General features: G+C 60.4%; 17 protein-coding genes. 12 read left to right on the forward strand and 5 right to left on the reverse strand.

Features of this window, described 5'->3' with window-relative positions:
- The first annotated feature begins 9 nt into the window (after positions 1–9).
- The 7 genes from RAC79_RS09625 to RAC79_RS09655 all read left to right on the forward strand — a co-directional run bounded on the left by RAC79_RS09625 (position 10) and on the right by RAC79_RS09655 (position 7,070).
- Positions 10–690, forward strand: coding sequence for an XRE family transcriptional regulator (locus RAC79_RS09625; protein ID WP_003519605.1), 681 nt, complete (start codon positions 10–12; stop codon positions 688–690).
- A 96-nt stretch (positions 691–786) separates the two neighbouring features.
- Positions 787–1,692 carry a glutamine amidotransferase family protein gene (locus tag RAC79_RS09630; protein ID WP_174040082.1) on the forward strand — a complete coding sequence of 302 codons (906 nt, stop codon included), beginning with the start codon at positions 787–789 and terminating at the stop codon, positions 1,690–1,692.
- A gap of 36 nt (positions 1,693–1,728) precedes the next feature.
- On the forward strand, positions 1,729–2,415 hold the full coding sequence (locus tag RAC79_RS09635) for a GXGXG domain-containing protein (RefSeq protein ID WP_174040081.1): 687 nt from the start codon (positions 1,729–1,731) through the stop codon (positions 2,413–2,415).
- Between the two features lie 16 nt (positions 2,416–2,431).
- Positions 2,432–3,760: an FMN-binding glutamate synthase family protein gene (locus RAC79_RS09640; RefSeq protein WP_078052083.1), complete on the forward strand. Its 1,329-nt coding sequence runs from the start codon at positions 2,432–2,434 to the stop codon at positions 3,758–3,760.
- An 86-nt stretch (positions 3,761–3,846) separates the two neighbouring features.
- The gene (glnT, locus tag RAC79_RS09645; protein ID WP_078052224.1) at positions 3,847–5,154 is read left to right on the forward strand and encodes a type III glutamate--ammonia ligase; all 1,308 of its coding nucleotides are present in this window, start codon (positions 3,847–3,849) and stop codon (positions 5,152–5,154) included.
- A gap of 189 nt (positions 5,155–5,343) precedes the next feature.
- Positions 5,344–6,228 carry a formyltetrahydrofolate deformylase gene (gene purU / locus RAC79_RS09650; RefSeq protein WP_142845379.1) on the forward strand — a complete coding sequence of 295 codons (885 nt, stop codon included), beginning with the start codon at positions 5,344–5,346 and terminating at the stop codon, positions 6,226–6,228.
- 143 nt (positions 6,229–6,371) lie between these two features.
- Positions 6,372–7,070: a GntR family transcriptional regulator gene (locus tag RAC79_RS09655; protein WP_059757796.1), complete on the forward strand. Its 699-nt coding sequence runs from the start codon at positions 6,372–6,374 to the stop codon at positions 7,068–7,070.
- Between the two features lie 42 nt (positions 7,071–7,112).
- On the opposite strand, the gene hutH is transcribed toward RAC79_RS09655, so the two are convergent.
- The 5 genes from hutH to RAC79_RS09680 form a co-directional block, all read right to left on the reverse strand.
- The gene (gene hutH / locus RAC79_RS09660; RefSeq protein ID WP_142845378.1) at positions 7,113–8,621 is read right to left on the reverse strand and encodes a histidine ammonia-lyase; all 1,509 of its coding nucleotides are present in this window, start codon (positions 8,619–8,621) and stop codon (positions 7,113–7,115) included.
- A complete protein-coding gene (locus RAC79_RS09665; protein WP_003519594.1) occupies positions 8,614–9,444 on the reverse strand; it encodes a glycine betaine/L-proline ABC transporter ATP-binding protein in 831 nt (276 codons plus the stop codon). Before RAC79_RS09665 ends, hutH begins: the two co-directional genes overlap by 8 nt.
- Positions 9,437–10,294 carry a proline/glycine betaine ABC transporter permease gene (locus RAC79_RS09670; RefSeq protein ID WP_137453595.1) on the reverse strand — a complete coding sequence of 286 codons (858 nt, stop codon included), beginning with the start codon at positions 10,292–10,294 and terminating at the stop codon, positions 9,437–9,439. The genes RAC79_RS09665 and RAC79_RS09670 overlap by 8 nt, the downstream gene beginning before the upstream one ends.
- Before the next feature lie 95 nt (positions 10,295–10,389).
- The gene (locus RAC79_RS09675; RefSeq protein ID WP_142845377.1) at positions 10,390–11,427 is read right to left on the reverse strand and encodes an ABC transporter substrate-binding protein; all 1,038 of its coding nucleotides are present in this window, start codon (positions 11,425–11,427) and stop codon (positions 10,390–10,392) included.
- A gap of 101 nt (positions 11,428–11,528) precedes the next feature.
- On the reverse strand, positions 11,529–11,870 hold the full coding sequence (locus tag RAC79_RS09680) for a hypothetical protein (RefSeq protein WP_142845400.1): 342 nt from the start codon (positions 11,868–11,870) through the stop codon (positions 11,529–11,531).
- A gap of 130 nt (positions 11,871–12,000) precedes the next feature.
- Here RAC79_RS09680 and hutC point away from each other — a divergent pair, with 130 nt between their 5' ends.
- From hutC to RAC79_RS09705, 5 genes are all read left to right on the forward strand, one after another.
- On the forward strand, positions 12,001–12,741 hold the full coding sequence (gene hutC / locus RAC79_RS09685) for a histidine utilization repressor (RefSeq protein ID WP_065656553.1): 741 nt from the start codon (positions 12,001–12,003) through the stop codon (positions 12,739–12,741).
- 277 nt (positions 12,742–13,018) lie between these two features.
- Complete coding sequence (locus RAC79_RS09690; RefSeq protein ID WP_080857506.1) at positions 13,019–13,621, forward strand: amino acid synthesis family protein; 603 nt, start codon at positions 13,019–13,021, stop codon at positions 13,619–13,621.
- An 11-nt stretch (positions 13,622–13,632) separates the two neighbouring features.
- Positions 13,633–14,478 (forward strand): alpha/beta fold hydrolase, encoded by an 846-nt coding sequence (locus tag RAC79_RS09695; protein ID WP_374996989.1) that lies wholly within the window; start codon positions 13,633–13,635, stop codon positions 14,476–14,478.
- Positions 14,475–15,413 (forward strand): flavin reductase family protein, encoded by a 939-nt coding sequence (locus tag RAC79_RS09700; RefSeq protein WP_142780790.1) that lies wholly within the window; start codon positions 14,475–14,477, stop codon positions 15,411–15,413. The genes RAC79_RS09695 and RAC79_RS09700 overlap by 4 nt, the downstream gene beginning before the upstream one ends.
- The gene (locus tag RAC79_RS09705; protein WP_142780789.1) at positions 15,410–16,450 is read left to right on the forward strand and encodes an LLM class flavin-dependent oxidoreductase; all 1,041 of its coding nucleotides are present in this window, start codon (positions 15,410–15,412) and stop codon (positions 16,448–16,450) included. The genes RAC79_RS09700 and RAC79_RS09705 overlap by 4 nt, the downstream gene beginning before the upstream one ends.
- Positions 16,451–16,452: the final 2 nt, after the last annotated feature.

Genomic DNA, 16,452 nt, shown 5'->3' on the forward strand with positions numbered 1-16,452 from the left:
AACACGATAATGCCGGAGGACACCATGGCGAAGGATACCACCAAGACCGAAACTGCGCAGTTCCTGTCGCAGGATCCCCATGCCATCCGCGAGCCAAGGGTCAATAATCTGGAAATGGCGATTGGCCATGAGGTGCGCGCCTATCGCAAGAAACTCGGTATCACGGTCACCGATCTTGCATCGGCCACCGGCGTTTCCGTGGGCATGCTTTCCAAGATCGAAAACGGCAATATCTCGCCGTCGCTCACCACGCTGCAGACGCTCTCAAAGGCGCTGGGCGTGCCGATCACGGCCTTCTTTCGCGGTTTCGAGGAACCGCGCAGCGCCACCTTCGTCAAGGCGGGGCAGGGCGTGAATATCGAGCGCAGGGGCACTCGCGCCGGTCATCAATACAGCCTGCTCGGCCATATCGACAACAATACCAGCGGCGTAACCGTCGAGCCCTATCTCATCACGCTGACCAAGGATTCGGACGTGTTCCCGACCTTCCAGCATGAGGGGATGGAGTTTCTATACATGCTGGAAGGCGAGGTGGTTTACCGCCACGGCGAGCAGCTTTTCACCATGCAGGCCGGCGACAGCCTGTTTTTCGACGCCGATGCGCCGCATGGGCCGGAGGAATTGGTGAAGCTTCCCGCCCGTTATCTGTCGATCATTTCATATCCGCAGAGGCGGCTGGGCAACGATTGATAATTTGCCTTAGAAGAAAAAAATATTCCTGATAGTTGACGGAATGGAATTCCATATGTTAGCCCTTCATTCAGAAACGAATGGAGGTGCCTGTCGATGTGCGGCATTGTTGGACTATTCCTGAAAGACAAAAGCCTTGAACCGCAGCTGGGTGCGCTGCTTTCGGACATGCTCGTCACCATGACCGATCGCGGCCCGGATTCGGCCGGTATCGCGATCTACGGAAGCGCTGCCGATGGCCGCGCGAAAGTAACGATCCAGTCGGCCGATCCCGCCGCCGATTTTTCCGGCCTGGCCGAAGCGCTGAAGGAAAGCGGCGTCGATGCCGTGGTCACGGTGAAAAGCACTCATGCTGTTCTCGATATTCCCGCCGAGAAGCTGGATGGTATCCGCGCGGTTCTATCCGCAATCCGCCCGAATGTGCGCGTGATGGGTTCCGGCGACAGCGTCGAAATCTACAAGGAAACCGGTCTTCCGAAGGATGTCGTCACCCGTTTTGACGTGTGTTCCATGGCCGGCACCCATGGCATCGGCCACACCCGCATGGCGACGGAATCGGCGGTGACGACGCTTGGCGCGCATCCCTTTTCCACCGGTGCAGACCAGTGCCTGGTGCATAATGGCTCGCTTTCCAACCATAATAATCTGCGCCGCGAACTGGTGCGTGAAGGCATGACGTTCGAGACCCAGAACGACTCGGAAGTCGCCGCCGCCTATCTCACCGCGGAAATGGCCAAGGGCAAGGATCTGGGCGAGGCGCTGACCGGCGCGCTCGACGATCTCGATGGTTTCTTCACTTTCGTCGTCGGCACCAAATCCGGTTTCGGCGTGGTGCGTGATCCCATCGCCTGCAAGCCTGCTGTCATGGCCGAGACCGACCAATATGTCGCTTTCGGCTCTGAGTATCGCGCTCTGGTCAATCTGCCCGGCATTGAAAATGCCCGCGTCTGGGAGCCGGAACCGGCGACCGTCTATTTCTGGGACCATGAAAAGGCCGCCTGAGACCCGTGATCGGCGCCTGTTTTGAAAGTCATATCCATGCCAGTTTTCGATCTCTCCCACACGCCGCTGCGTGAACTCAACAAGGCGCTCCACGGTCTTTCCTCGGGCGCGAACGACACCGAATTCGAAGTCGTCAATCCGCGCGGCCACCATGCCGTGGCGGTCGGCATCGACAGCCCCGTCACCGTCGATGTGCACGGTTCGGTCGGTTATTATTGCGCCGGCATGAATGATGGCGGCACCGTCACCGTGCACGGCTCGGCCGGGCCGGGTGTCGCTGAGAACATGATGTCCGGCACGGTCGTCATCGAGGGCGACGCCTCGCAATATGCCGGCGCCACCGGCCGCGGCGGGCTTCTGGTCATCAAGGGCAATGCCGCATCCCGCTGCGGCATTTCCATGAAGGGCATCGATATCGTCGTGAAGGGCAATATCGGCCACATGTCGGCCTTCATGGGCCAGTCCGGCCACCTCGTCGTCTGCGGCGATGCGGGCGATGCGCTTGGCGATTCCCTTTATGAGGCGAAGCTTTTCGTGCGCGGTTCGGTGAAGAGCCTGGGTGCCGATTGCATCGAGAAGGAGATGCGGCCCGAACATCTCGAAAAGCTCGCTGAACTTCTCGACAAAGCCGGTGTCACGGATGTCGGCCCCGGTGAGTTCAAGCGCTACGGCTCGGCACGCACGCTCTACAATTTCAACATCGACAACGCCGACGCGTATTGAGGCGAGGGACATTCCGATGAGCTATCACAACCCCTTCACCCCGCCGCGCAAATCCGCAACTTTCGATGACCATACACTGGCGGAAATCCGCCGCGCGGCTGCGACCGGCATCTATGATATTCGCGGCGCGGGCACCAAGCGCAAGGTGCCGCATTTCGACGATCTCCTGTTTCTCGGCGCGTCCATCTCGCGTTATCCGCTCGAAGGTTATCGCGAGAAATGCGATACGACAGTTACGCTCGGTACGCGCTTCGCGAAGAAGCCGATCACGTTGAAAACGCCGATCACCATTGCCGGCATGAGCTTCGGCGCTCTGTCAGGCAACGCCAAGGAAGCGCTCGGCCGGGGCGCGACCATCGCCGGCACCTCAACCACGACCGGCGATGGCGGCATGACGGATGAGGAGCGCGGCCACAGCCAGACGCTGGTTTACCAGTACCTGCCCTCCCGTTACGGCATGAACCCGAAGGATCTGCGCCGTGCGGACGCCATCGAGGTCGTCGTCGGCCAGGGCGCGAAACCGGGCGGCGGCGGCATGTTGCTGGGCCAGAAGATTTCCGATCGCGTCGCCAATATGCGCAACCTTCCGAAGGGCATCGACCAGCGTTCCGCCTGCCGCCATCCCGATTGGACCGGCCCGGATGATCTCGAAATCAAGATCCTCGAACTGCGCGAAATTACCGACTGGGAAAAGCCGATCTATATCAAGGTTGGCGGCGCACGGCCCTATTACGACACGGCGCTGGCGGTGAAGGCCGGTGCGGATGTGGTGGTGCTGGACGGCATGCAGGGTGGCACGGCGGCCACGCAGGATGTCTTCATCGAAAATGTCGGCATGCCAACGCTCGCCTGCATTCGCCCCGCCGTGCAGGCGCTTCAGGATCTCGGCATGCACCGCAAGGTGCAGCTCATCGTCTCCGGCGGTATCCGTTCGGGTGCGGATGTCGCCAAGGCGCTGGCGCTGGGTGCCGATGCGGTCGCTATAGGCACTGCGGCGCTGGTGGCGCTGGGCGACAATGATCCGAAATGGGAAGACGAATACCAGAAACTCGGCACCACGGCTGGCGCTTACGATGACTGGCACGAGGGCAAAGACCCCGCCGGCATCACCACGCAGGATCCGGAGCTTGCCGCTCGCCTCGATCCCGTGGCCGCCGGCCGCCGTCTTGCCAATTACCTGAAGGTCATGACGCTCGAGGCGCAGACCATCGCGCGTGCCTGCGGCAAGAACCATCTCCACAATCTGGAGCCGGAAGATCTGGTGGCGCTGACGATGGAGGCTGCCGCCATGGCGCAGGTTCCGCTGGCGGGAACGAACTGGTTCCCCGGGAAAGGCAGCTTTTAAGCCATAAAGAACGGACGGGCGCATTTGGGAGGATGTGCCCGTCTTTTTTCGATGAAGTGTCTGATATTCAAAAAAAGGGGAATGACGTGACACTGGACCTCTCCAAATTTGCTGCCGAAAAGGGCATCAAATATTTCATGATCAGTTATACCGATCTGTTCGGCGGCCAGCGCGCCAAGCTGGTTCCTGCAGAAGCGATTGCCGATATGCAGAAGGATGGCGCAGGTTTTGCGGGCTTCGCCACCTGGTTCGATCTGACGCCCGCCCATCCCGATCTTTTTGCCGTGCCCGACGCTTCCTCGGTCATCCAGCTTCCGTGGAAAAAGGATGTCGCCTGGGTCGCTGCCGATTGCGTGATGGAAGGCCAGCCGGTGGAGCAGGCGCCGCGCGTGGTGCTGAAAAAGCTCATCGCTGAGGCGGCGAGCGAAGGGCTCAGGGTCAAGACCGGCGTGGAGCCGGAATTTTTCCTGATTTCGCCTGATGGTGCGAAAATCTCCGACGAATACGACACGGCGGAAAAGCCCTGCTACGACCAGCAGGCGGTGATGCGCCGTTATGATGTCATTGCCGAGATTTGCGATTACATGCTGGAGCTGGGCTGGAAGCCCTACCAGAATGACCATGAGGACGCGAACGGCCAGTTCGAGATGAACTGGGAATATGACGATGCGCTGCAGACCGCAGACAAACATTCCTTCTTCAAATTCATGGTCAAATCCGTCGCCGAAAAGCACGGGCTGCGCGCCACCTTCATGCCGAAGCCGTTCAAGGGCCTGACCGGCAATGGCTGCCATGCCCATATTTCGGTCTGGGACCTCGACGGCAAGGTCAATGCCTTTGCCGACAGGGAAATGCCGTTCGGTCTGTCGGCCAAGGGCAAGACGTTTCTCGGCGGCATCATGAAACATGCGTCGGCGCTTGCGGCCGTCACCAATCCGACGGTCAATTCCTATAAACGTATCAACGCGCCGCGCACCATTTCCGGCGCGACCTGGGCGCCGAATACGGTGACCTGGACCGGCAATAACCGCACCCATATGGTGCGCGTGCCCGGGCCGGGGCGGTTCGAACTGCGCCTGCCGGATGGCGCCGTGAACCCCTATCTGCTGCAGGCCATCATCATCGCCGCCGGCCTTTCCGGTGTCCGCTCCAAGGCCGATCCCGGTCCGCACTACGATATCGATATGTATCGCGAGGGCCACAAGGTCACGGACGCACCGAAGCTGCCGCTCAACCTTCTCGATGCGCTGCGCGAATATGAGAAGGATGCGGAATTGCAGCAGGCTCTCGGCACTGAATTCTCCAAGGCCTATCTGAAGCTCAAGCAGGGTGAGTGGAACAGCTATTGCTCGCAATTCACCGCCTGGGAGCATCAGACCACCCTCGACGTCTGAGCCCGATTTTCCCCGCCGCCCTTGCGGCTTTTCCCCGCGCTGATCAAGAGCGCGGGGTTTTTCACTAAAGCGCGTCGCGTCCAATCTGCTTCATGCCACGCGCTTTTGATCTTTGTTTTTAATCATGTCTCCCAAAACCGCTGCACACTTTTGGGAGACATGCTTTATCGATGACAGAAAGAGTGCCAGATGACGAACTTCGTCCTGACCGTGACATGCAAATCCACCCGCGGCATCGTCGCCGCCCTTTCAGGCTTTCTCGCTGAGAAGGGGTGCAACATCGTCGACAGTTCGCAATTCGACGATCTCGGCACCGGTCGTTTTTTCATACGTGTGGGTTTCATTTCCGAGGAGGGTGCGACACGCGACGCCTTGATGGCCGGGCTTGCTCCGATCTCGGAAAAGTTCGGCATGGAGGTGGCGCTGCACGACCAGGCAGAGCGGATGAAGGTTCTTTTGATGGTGTCGCGCTTCGGCCATTGCCTCAATGACCTGCTCTACCGCTGGCGCATCGGGGCGCTGCCGATCGATATTGTCGGCGTCGTCTCGAACCATTTCGATTATCAGAAGGTCGTCGTCAATCACGACATTCCGTTCCACCACATTCCGGTGACGAAAGAGAACAAACCGCAGGCCGAAGCCCGGATCATGGAGATCGTGGAAAGCTCGGCTACGGAACTCATCGTGCTGGCGCGTTACATGCAGGTGCTTTCCGACAGGATGTGCGAGGCGATGTCAGGCAGGATCATCAATATCCACCACTCCTTCCTGCCGTCCTTCAAGGGGGCCAACCCTTACAAGCAGGCCTATCAGCGCGGTGTGAAGCTGATCGGCGCGACGGCGCATTATGTGACTGCCGATCTGGATGAGGGACCGATCATCGAGCAGGATACCGTGCGCATCACCCATGCCCAGTCGGCCGAGGATTACGTGTCGCTTGGCCGCGACGTGGAGGCGCAGGTGCTGGCGCGTGCCATACACGCCCATATTCACCGTCGCGTATTCCTGAACGGCAGCCGAACCGTTGTGTTTCCCCCAGGTCCCGGCTCTTACGCTTCGGAAAGAATGGGATGAGCATTCTGCGTGAGCCGTGCTGATGTTGCCATAAAGAGAGCACGGCGCTAAATAAGTTGGTACGCCATAATACAAACGCCATTTCTCGCTCTTGTTCGTAACCGCGTTGCGACGAAACGGGAGGTGTCAAACGAGGTGATACCATGACAGATGCTTCCCACGGAACTGCCATTCGCGTTGAGCGCCCGACAAAGACGCTGAGGGAACTCGCGCTCGACAAGGTCCGTGACGCCATCGTGAACGGTTATTTCCGCCCGGGCGACCGTCTGGTGGAGCGCGATCTCTGCGCCCAGCTCGGCGTTTCCCGCACCATCGTTCGTGAGGTCCTGCGGCATCTGGAATCCGAGGGGCTGGTGGCGAATTTGCCGAACAAGGGCCCGATGGTCGCAATGCTCGATCTCGATGAGGCGAAGCAGATTTATGAAATTCGCGGTGCGCTGGAGGGAATGGCGGCACGCCTTTGTGCGGAGCGCCGCGATCCTGCCATCGTGGAAGCGCTCGAAGCTTCGCTCAGTCATATCCGCGAAAGCTATGTCGAAAGGGATATGCCGGGCGTTCTGGCGCATACCTCGTCCTTTTATCAGACGCTGTTCAGCAAGATCGACCGGCATGTCGCCTGGGGCGTCGTCAACCTGCTGACGGTGCGGATCAACCATCTTCGTTCGATGACGATCAAGACGAAAAGCCGCGATACCGAAGGTCCGGCGCAAATGGAAAAGATCGTCGAGGCCATCCGGCAGGGGGATGGAGACGCCGCTTACAAGGCGGCTCTGGACCATGTCGCGAGCGCAAGCGCGATTGCGGAAGCTGTTCTCATCGCCCAGAAGACCGGCAAAGAGTAACCTCTTCCGCCTCGTGTGCGGCTAAAATTTCCGGCGCAGTATCTAGTCTGCGTCGGCAACTATCCCCGCAAGCGTGGTTTGCAGCATTTCCCGAACGGCAGCTACCGGATCGTTGAGCGGCTGGTCGTCGCGGTAAAATGGCACCGCCGTCCGGACACGGCGGTAAAGCGTATCGGTGCCGGGCGCACGGCCGCCTTCGTCTGGCTGCATGTCGTAAGCCTGCGCGGCGCTCATGATCTCGATTGCGAGAATGGTTTCCAGATTGCCGATAATCGAAAGCGTCTTATCGGCGGCGGCGGTAGCATGTGTCAGTATATCCTCCTGCAAGGCGGAGGTGATGCCGCCATCGAGGCTGGCGGGGGCGGCGAGGCGGCGGTTTTCCGCGGCAAGTGCTGCGGCCGTGTACTGGATGATCATGAAACCGGAACAGACACCATCGTTTTCCGCCAGAAAGGCGGGCAGCCCGCTGACAAGCGGGTTGACGAGCCGGTCGATACGCCGCTCGGAAATCGCCGCAAGTTCGGCCGCGGCCGTCGCCAGCCCATCCATGGCAAGCCCGAGCGCCGCACCGACGGCATGGGCCTGGGAATGGACCTCGGGCGCTTGCGGCGTGCCGCCGACGACCGGGTTGTCCGTAACACTCGCGAGCTCGCGGTCTACGACGTCCGCGATCTGCGCGACGCTGTCGCGAACGGCGCCGTGCACCTGCGGCACGGCGCGCAGGCTGAGCGGATCCTGCGTGCGCGATCCGGCCGACCGGGCAAGAAGCGGGCTTGCCGCCAGAAGCTGGCGCAGGTTTGCGCCGACGGTCTGGATGCCGGGTGAGCTGCGCAGTGCCAGCGGCCCTGCGGCGAAGGGATCGGCCTGCGCACCAAGGTTTTCATAGCTCATCGCCGCTGCCGCATCGGCCCAGCCAAGGAGCGAAGTCGTGCGGGCGAGCGCGAGGCTGGCGAGGCCGGTGGCGCAGGGTGTGCCGTTGACGAGGCTCAGCCCCTCCTTCGCCTGCAGAACCATGGGTTCGAGGCCGAGCTTTTCGAGACCCTGCCTGCCGCTGATGAGTTCGCCGCCGTGGCGGGCCCGGCCTTCGCCGATCAGCACCAGCCCTATCGCCGCGGCATGGGTGAGGTAACCCACCGAGCCCTTTGACGGAATGACAGGAAGAATATCGGCATTCAGCAGGGCCAGCAGCGCTTCGACCGTTTTGACCTGCACGCCGGAATAACCATGCGCGAAGTTGTTGATCTGGGCGGCCATGATGGCGCGCGTTTCTTCGCGCCCGAGCGGTTCTCCGACGCCGCAGGAGTGGCTGAGCAGGATGTTGCGGGAGAGGGCCTGCTGCTGCGGGATGTCGACGATCACATCGCAGAGCGCGCCGACACCGGTATTGATGCCGTAACCGCGCACCCGTTTTTCGACGAGTGCATCGACGATGGCGCGGGCTTCGGCAATGCGCCGCCACGCTTTGTCCGACAGGGAAAGCGTCGCGCCCTTTGCAACAGCGGCGATCTCTTGCCAGGTGAGGGCACGATCGATGGTGATCGTATCAGCCATGCTGGCCTTCTCCCGCACCCGTGCGGCGCTCCACGAAACGGGCGACATAGTCGTTTGCGGGGCTGTTGAGGATCTGGTCCGGCGTTCCCACCTGCACCAGCTTGCCGTCCTTCAGGATCGCGATCTGCGCGCCGATACGGAGCGCCTCGTCGAGATCGTGGGTGATGAAAACAATGGTCTTGTGCAGGTTCTTTTCGAGCTGCAGCAACTGGTCCTGCATATCAGCGCGGATCAGCGGATCGAGCGCCGAAAAGGCCTCGTCCATCAGGATGACGTCAGTATCGGCGGCCAGCGCGCGGGCGAGGCCGACACGCTGCTTCATACCGCCGGAAAGCTGGTGCGGAAACTTGTCCTCATAGCCAGAAAGGCCGACGGTCTCGATCCATTTCATGCCGATGGGCCGCGCATCGGCCTTGGTCAGCCCGCGCACACGCTGGCCATAAACGACGTTCTGCAACACGGTGCGGTGCGGCATCAGGCCGAAATTCTGGAACACCATGCTGACGCGCCGGTTGCGGAAGTCGCGCAGGTCCTTCGGTTTCAGCGCAAGAACATTGTCGTCGCCGACAAGAATCTCGCCGCTTGTCGGTTCGATAAGGCGGTTGATGTGGCGCACCAGCGTCGACTTACCGGAACCGGAGAGGCCCATGATCACGAAAATGCGGCCGCCCGCTATATCGAGGCTGACATTGTCGAGCCCGACGCTGCATCCCGTCTTTGCCAGGATGTCACTTTTCTCCGCGCCCTGCTGCGCCATGGCGAGCGCGGCCTTCCAGTTGCCGCCGAAGATCTTGGACACGTTGCGGATATGGATATCAGTCATTGCCCATTTCCTTCCGGCTGGATCGGCCAAAACCCTGGGTGATACGATCGAGCACGATTGCGAGAATAACGATGCCGAGGCCCGCTTCGAGGCCCTTGCCGACATCGAGCGTCTGGATGCCGTTCAGCACCTGCTCACCAAGGCCGCGCGCGCCGATCATCGAGGCGACGACGACCATGGAGAGCGCCATCATGATCGTCTGGTTGAGGCCGGCCATGATCGTGGGCGTGGCGAGCGGCAATTCGACGCCGAAGAGGATTTGTCGCGGGCTGCCGCCAAATGCGGTTGCCGCCTCCACCACTTCGCGGTCCACCTGCCGAATGCCGAGATCGGTCAGGCGGATCAGCGGCGGCACGGCGTAAACGATGGTGGCAAGCACGGCCGGGACCTTGCCGAGGCCGAAAAGCATGATGGCGGGAATGAGATAGACGAAGCTCGGCATGGTCTGCATGACGTCGAGCACCGGCAGGGTGATGCGCCTTGCCCATTCGCTTTTGGCAAGCAGGATGCCCATGGGCACGCCGATGACGATTGAGATGAGGCTGGCAATCAGCATCAGCGCCAGCGTCTGCATCGTCAGGTCCCAGAGACCGAGTGCGCCGACGATGAAAAGCATCACCGCCACCATGAGGACGAGCGAAATCTTCTTCGCCGCGAACCAGGCGAGCACCAGGAAGACTAGAAAAATGACCCACCACGGCAGACCGCGCAGCACCCATTCCACGAAAAGGATCGCCTGCAGGATCGTCTGCGAGATCGCCTTGAAAACGGAGCCGTAATTCACCACCAGCGAACGCACGATCTCATTAATCGGGCCTCGGATGGAAATATGAAAAACTTCGGGAAACATTGGTGTCGTCCTCGCGCCTGCCGACCCCATGTCCGGTAGCCGGCCCCTGTCCTGACGGGAAAATGCGCGCCGGAAGCCCGGCGCGCCTGCGATGTTTACTTGACGGCGGCTTCGATACGCGCCTTGGCGTCCGCAGAAACCCAGCTACCCCAGATATCGGCCTTGGTCTGAAGGAAGGTTTTGGCAGCGGCTGTCGCGTCGACCTGCTTGTCGGTCATATAGGCAAGGCTGGAGTTGATCTCCGCCAGCGGGAATGTCGCCTTTTCAAGGATCGCGATAATTTCCGGCGCTTCCTTCGCAAAGGTGCTGTTCACGCCATAGGCCACCTCAACGGAAGGGAAGGCGCAACCGGCGTCGCGCTTTCCATCGGCGCTCGTCAGTTCCTTCCAGCAGGCGTCGCTATAGGCCGGCTCCTGCAGCTGGACCAGCTTGTATTTGCCCATGATTGCCGTTGGGCTCCAGTAATAGAACAGCATCGGCTCGCCCTGGAGATAGGCGGCGGCAATTGCGGCGTCGAGAGCGGTGCCTGTGCCGGGGCGGAAGTTCACATAGTTTGCTTCCAGCTTGTAGGCCTGCAGCTTGGCGGTGTTGACGCCTTCGCAGGTCCAGCCCGAGGGGCAATTGAGGAAGCGGCCCTTGGTCGGCTCTTCCGGATCCTTGAACAGTTCGACGATCTTCGGGTCGGAAAGCTGGTCGACGCTCTTCAGGTCCGGCGCCTTGGCTTCGATGCCTTTTGCCGGGTCGCCCTTGACCAGATATTCCGGCACGAACCAGCCTTCGGCGGCGCCGACGAAGGTCTTGCCGACCGATGTTACCTGACCGGCTTCCGCGGCCTTGTTCCAGACGTCGGAGCGGCCGATCCATTCTTCAGCGAAGATCTGCACATCGTTATTGGCGGTCGCCTGTTCCAGCGTCACGGAGTTGCCGGGAATGGAATCGACCTTGCAATCATAGCCCTTGGAGAGGATTTCCTTCATGACTTCGGTGATGAAAGCGCCGCTTTCCCAGTCGATGCCGGCGAAGGTGATGGTCTTTCCAGCGGCGCAATAGCCTTCCGCTTTCGCGGACCCGGCATAGGCTCCCATGATGAGCGCGGTGGTGGCCAGCGCGATTTTCAGCTTTGAATTCAGCATTGCATTCCCCTTTTGGTTTGATGATTGGCAAGTTGCTGGCATGCGTTTTGTGGCTTCAGCCGGGCGTGCCCTGGGCAGATGTCCACCCCTCAGCCCGGCGGTCATTGGTGCATTTCATGTCCCGTCGAAATCGGCGGGCGGGCGCTCGTCGAATCAATATGGAATTCGATGTTCACCTTGGAGCGGCGTGTCGGAAGTTCACTATACAACTTTGAGAAATTCATATGCTTCCCGCGCATTGGCCATTCCGAGTCGAAGGCGTATGCGGTTGGCGGGTTCTGGCAAGGGCGGTCTTTCAGCGCATATTGCGCGACCGAGCCGTCGAGCATAGCTTCGGCATCGGTATGGCAGCTCCTGCCGTTGCGCTGGGCGGGCATTCGAATATCGCCCCGACTATCGGCGGGAGACTTGCGGCCGCTGGAGATTGAGTCTTCGCTTGCCATTATTTTCCCCTCAAGTTGTATATGTAACTTCACATATTTGCGAAAGACAAGCAAGATAGGATGTGATAATTTTGTGCTTGCGCGGATTCTGGCTGCGTTTTGTGCAGTCGCCCGATTTTTAGGAGTTTCAATGCTGCCCGTCACCGAAAACGAGTTTCCTGTCTCGGGCGATCGCTCCTCCCTGCCGCTGTATGAGCGGGTGAAAGAACAGATCAAGGAAAAGATCGCCAGCGGTGAGTGGTTGACCAACCACAGGATACCCTCCGAAAACGAGATCGTCGACATGCTGGGTATCAGTCGCATGACGGCAAACCGCGCCCTGAGGGAGCTGGCAACCGAGGGGGTAATCGTTCGCGTGCAGGGGCGCGGGTCTTTTGTTGCCCCGAAAAAGCGAAGCGCCGGCATGATGGGCGTGCGCAACATCGCCGACGAGATCAAGGAGCGCGGTTCGACGCATCGGCCTAGCCTGATCCTCGCCCAGACGGAAGTTTGTGGTCCCGATCTCGCAACCGCGCTGGAGATCGCCGTGGGAGCGAAGGTTTTTCACTCTATCATCGTGCATCACGAAGACGATGTGCCAATCCAGCTCGAAGATCGCTTCGTTAATGCGGAGATCGCTCCGGATTATCTGATGCAGGATTTCAATACGCTCACCCCGAATGCTTATCTCACGGCGGCGGCACCGATTTCTCGGACCGAGCAATTCATCGAGGCGGCATCGCCCCAGCCCTGGGAATGCAAATTGATGGCCATCAGCCGAAACGAGCCCTGCCTTCTCGTGCGCCGCAGAACCTGGTCGTCGAGCCGCGCCGTCACGTCCGTACGGCTGCTCTATCCCGGTTCTCGATATCGGCTTGAAAGTCAGGAATAGAGGCCGCCGGCCTCAGTTGCCCTGATCTTCCGGAACATGAGCGCCATATAAGGCGGCCACTTGCGCATCCAGCCCGGCTGATGACGTCCCGGTCAAATCTGCCCCATTTTCCCGCCTCCAATCGTTGCTTGCCAAGTGCAATCGGTTGCCCATAGCGCTCGACTTGTCGGCGACGACAATCCTCAAAATTCAACTGCTCGCCCTTGCGAGATTACGGTACTTGACAGTCATATATTATGGCATACCATAAGCCATCATATTTACGGAGAGAGCGCTGATGTCCATCCAGATCCGCAAGACCCTGCTGCAGGTCGAAACGACGTTGATTGAGGGGGGCAAGGCTGCCGCAGCGCCGTTGAAGCTGTTCGCCGCCATTGCGGTCGTTAAGAATCCTTGGGCGGGCAAAGGTTTCGTGGTCGATCTGAAGCCGGAAATTCACGCAGGCGCGCCGGTACTTGGCGAATTGCTGACGAAGATGATCCTTGACGCTGTCGGTTCCGGCGAGGCGGTGGAGGCCTATGGCAAGGCGGCCGTCGTGGGGCTGGATGGTGAGATCGAACATGCTTCCGCGCTCATCCATACGCTGCGCTTCGGCAATCACTATCGTCAGGCGGTTGGCGCCAAATCCTACCTCGCTTTCTGCAATACGCGCGGCCCCGGCAATGCGCCGATCATGATCCCGCTGATGGACAAGAATGATGAGGGCCGCCGTTCGCATTATCTGACGATCCAGACTGCCATTCCCGATGCCCCGGCTGCGGACGAGATCGTGGTCGCGCTCGGTGCTTCCGTTGGCGGCCGGCCGCATCATCGCATCGGCGACCGTTATCAGGATCTGAAGGATCTCGGCCAGGATGTCGCCAATCCGGCCGGCGTTTGAGGCGAACGCCAATGCAAAGGGTCGCCGACACGTCACGGGTCAACGGTGCAAAGACAGGCGCCGCCACGCTCCCCCGGAAAACGACCGGAGGCGGGGCCGCCTATTTCGAAGCCGGCGCGGGCGAGAATCTGATCCTCATCCACGGTGTTGGAATGCGGCTCGAAGCCTGGACGCCGCAGATCGAGGTGTTTTCGAGGACGCACCGCGTCATCGCGGTCGACATGCCCGGCCACGGCGGCAGCGAACGTCTTGCGGCCGGCAGCACTCTTGAGGATTTCGTCGGCTGGTTCGGCCGGTTTCTCGACGACATGCGGATAGAGCGCGCCAATGTCGCCGGGCATTCCATGGGTGCGCTGATTTCCGGCGGGGCAGCCGCGACGCTTGGAGATCGCATAGCGCGTGTCGGGTATCTGAACGGTGTTTATCGCCGCGACCCCGTTGCGAAGGCGGCGGTGCTCGCTCGCGCGGCGGCGATCCGCACCACGGGCGTGGACAAGGAGGGCCCCTTGCTGCGCTGGTTTGGCGATGATCTGAAAAGCCAGCACGCGCGGGAATTGACGCGAGGCTGGCTGGAAATGGTCGATCCGGAAGCTTACGCGGTCGCCTATACCGCCTTTGCGGGCGGGGACGAGACCTATGCCGACCGCTGGTCCTCGGTCACCTGCCCGGCGCTTTTTCTGACCGGTTCGGACGATCCGAACTCCACGCCCCTGATGGCGGAACAGATGGCGGCGATCACGCCGCGCGGTTATGCCCGCATCGTCGAGGCGCACCGGCATATGGTCAATCTGACCGCACCCGAAACCGTCAATGCATTGATGGCCGAATGGCTGGCTTTAGAGGAGGAGCCGCAATGACCGTTGCAACCCTTGATCCGCGCGCCCTGCGCGACGCATTCGGCGCCTTCGTGACGGGGGTGACGATCGTTACCACCCGCGACGAAGCCGGAAAGCCGGTGGGTTTCACCGCAAATTCCTTCACCTCCGTCTCGCTCGATCCGCCGCTGCTGTTGATCTGCCTTGCTCGCAGCTCACGCAATTTCGCGACGATGACGGGTGCGAAAAATTTCGCCGTCAATATTCTGTCGGAAGGTCAGAAGGATCTGTCCAATACGTTCGCCCGGCCGGTGGAAGATCGTTTCGCCGCCGCCATCTGGTCGGATGCGCCGGCAGGCTCACCGGTCTTTACCGATGTTGCGGCCTGGTTCGAATGTTCGATGCAGGAGGTTATCGAGGCCGGAGACCACGTCATTTTGCTCGGTCGCATCGACGCTTTCGAGAATAGCGGTCTGAACGGCCTCGGTTATGCGCGCGGCGGTTACTTCACGCCGATGCTGGCCGCAAAGGCACTTTCGGCTGCGGCAGAGGGTGAAATCGCTGTCGGCGCGGTTCTTGAGCGTCGTGGCGAGATTTACCTCGTCGGCGAGGATGTGCTGTCGCTGCCCGGCTGCGTCGTGGCGGGCGGCGATCCGGTCGCGGCGCTAACGGCGCGGCTGGAAGAGCTCACCGGACTGACGGTCAGAACGGGTTTTCTTTACTCGGTTTATGAAAACAAGGCGGATGGGCGTCAGCACATCGTCTACCACGCGCTTGCGGATGGGGACGATGCGCCGCGCCAGGGCCGTTTTCTGTTGCCCGGCGCGCTGGCTTCGGCAAAGTTCGATTCCGGCGCGACGGCGGACATTGTCAACCGGTTCGCGCTGGAAAGTTCAATCGGCAATTTCGGTGTCTATGTCGGTAACGAGACTGCCGGTAGGGTCCATCCCATCTCGATGAAGGCGGCAAACCCATGAAATTCTCCCTCTTCGTCCATATGGAACGGCTGGACGCCTCGCAGGATCACAAGACGCTCTACGAGGAGTTCGTGAGGCTTTGCGAAATCGCCGATCGCGGCGGCATGCATGCCATCTGGACCGGCGAACATCACGGCATGGATTTCACCATTGCCCCGAACCCGTTCGTGACGATCGCCGATCTTGCCCGGCGCACCAGGACGGCGCGTCTCGGCACTGGTACGGTGATTGCGCCCTTCTGGCACCCGATCAAGCTTGCAGGCGAAGCCGCGATGACCGACCTCATCTGCGACGGCCGTCTCGATATCGGCATCGCGCGCGGTGCTTACTCGTTTGAATATGAGCGGCTGCTTCCGGGCCTCGATGCCTGGGGGGCTGGCCAGCGCATGCGCGAGCTGATCCCGGCTGTCAAAGGTGTGTGGGCGGGGGACTATGCGCATGACGGCGAGTTCTACAAATTTCCGGCCACCACCTCCGCTCCCAAGCCATTGCAGCAGCCCTTCCCGCCGATCTGGGTGGCGGCGCGCGATCCGAATTCGCATGAATTCGCTGTCGCCAATGATTGCAACGTGCAGGTGACGCCACTCTGGCAGGGCGATGACGAGGTGGAAACCCTGATGGGCCGCTTCAACGATGCCTGCGCCAAGAACCCGGAAAAACAGCGGCCGAAAATCATGTTGCTTCGCCACACCTATGTCGGTTCCGATGAAGCCGATATCGCCCAGGCGGCGCATGAGATGAGCGTCTATTACAATTATTTCTTCGCCTGGTTCAAAAACGAAAAACCGATCCATCAGGGTCTGATCGAGCGTATTGCGCCCGAAGACATCGCCGCCAACGCGATGCTTTCCACCGATGTCATGCGAAAGAACAATGTCGTCGGCAATGCCGATGAGGTGATTAGCCGGCTTAAAGCTTACGAGGCTATGGGCTATGACGAATATTCCTTCTGGATCGATACGGGCATGAGCTTCGAGCGTAAGAAGGCCTCGCTGGAGCGCTTCCTTTCCGATGTCATGCCGGCTTTCGGGGAGTAACG

Origin of the sequence: Agrobacterium sp. LR_9 (assembly GCF_041954855.1) — a bacterium.
In the GTDB taxonomy this organism is placed as follows: domain Bacteria; phylum Pseudomonadota; class Alphaproteobacteria; order Rhizobiales; family Rhizobiaceae; genus Agrobacterium; species Agrobacterium leguminum.

What these genes read in the sequence shown, in the direction of transcription:
- RAC79_RS09625 (WP_003519605.1), top strand. Translation starts at nt 10, where the DNA reads ATGCCGGAGGACACCATGGCGAAGGATACCACCAAGACCGAAACTGCG.
- RAC79_RS09630 (WP_174040082.1), top strand. Translation starts at nt 787, where the DNA reads ATGTGCGGCATTGTTGGACTATTCCTGAAAGACAAAAGCCTTGAACCG.
- RAC79_RS09635 (WP_174040081.1), top strand. Translation starts at nt 1,729, where the DNA reads ATGCCAGTTTTCGATCTCTCCCACACGCCGCTGCGTGAACTCAACAAG.
- RAC79_RS09640 (WP_078052083.1), top strand. Translation starts at nt 2,432, where the DNA reads ATGAGCTATCACAACCCCTTCACCCCGCCGCGCAAATCCGCAACTTTC.
- purU (WP_142845379.1), top strand. Translation starts at nt 5,344, where the DNA reads ATGACGAACTTCGTCCTGACCGTGACATGCAAATCCACCCGCGGCATC.
- RAC79_RS09655 (WP_059757796.1), top strand. Translation starts at nt 6,372, where the DNA reads ATGACAGATGCTTCCCACGGAACTGCCATTCGCGTTGAGCGCCCGACA.
- hutH (WP_142845378.1), bottom strand. Translation starts at nt 8,621, where the DNA reads ATGGCTGATACGATCACCATCGATCGTGCCCTCACCTGGCAAGAGATC.
- RAC79_RS09665 (WP_003519594.1), bottom strand. Translation starts at nt 9,444, where the DNA reads ATGACTGATATCCATATCCGCAACGTGTCCAAGATCTTCGGCGGCAAC.
- RAC79_RS09670 (WP_137453595.1), bottom strand. Translation starts at nt 10,294, where the DNA reads ATGTTTCCCGAAGTTTTTCATATTTCCATCCGAGGCCCGATTAATGAG.
- RAC79_RS09675 (WP_142845377.1), bottom strand. Translation starts at nt 11,427, where the DNA reads ATGCTGAATTCAAAGCTGAAAATCGCGCTGGCCACCACCGCGCTCATC.
- RAC79_RS09680 (WP_142845400.1), bottom strand. Translation starts at nt 11,870, where the DNA reads ATGGCAAGCGAAGACTCAATCTCCAGCGGCCGCAAGTCTCCCGCCGAT.
- hutC (WP_065656553.1), top strand. Translation starts at nt 12,001, where the DNA reads ATGCTGCCCGTCACCGAAAACGAGTTTCCTGTCTCGGGCGATCGCTCC.
- RAC79_RS09690 (WP_080857506.1), top strand. Translation starts at nt 13,019, where the DNA reads ATGTCCATCCAGATCCGCAAGACCCTGCTGCAGGTCGAAACGACGTTG.
- RAC79_RS09695 (WP_374996989.1), top strand. Translation starts at nt 13,633, where the DNA reads ATGCAAAGGGTCGCCGACACGTCACGGGTCAACGGTGCAAAGACAGGC.
- RAC79_RS09700 (WP_142780790.1), top strand. Translation starts at nt 14,475, where the DNA reads ATGACCGTTGCAACCCTTGATCCGCGCGCCCTGCGCGACGCATTCGGC.
- RAC79_RS09705 (WP_142780789.1), top strand. Translation starts at nt 15,410, where the DNA reads ATGAAATTCTCCCTCTTCGTCCATATGGAACGGCTGGACGCCTCGCAG.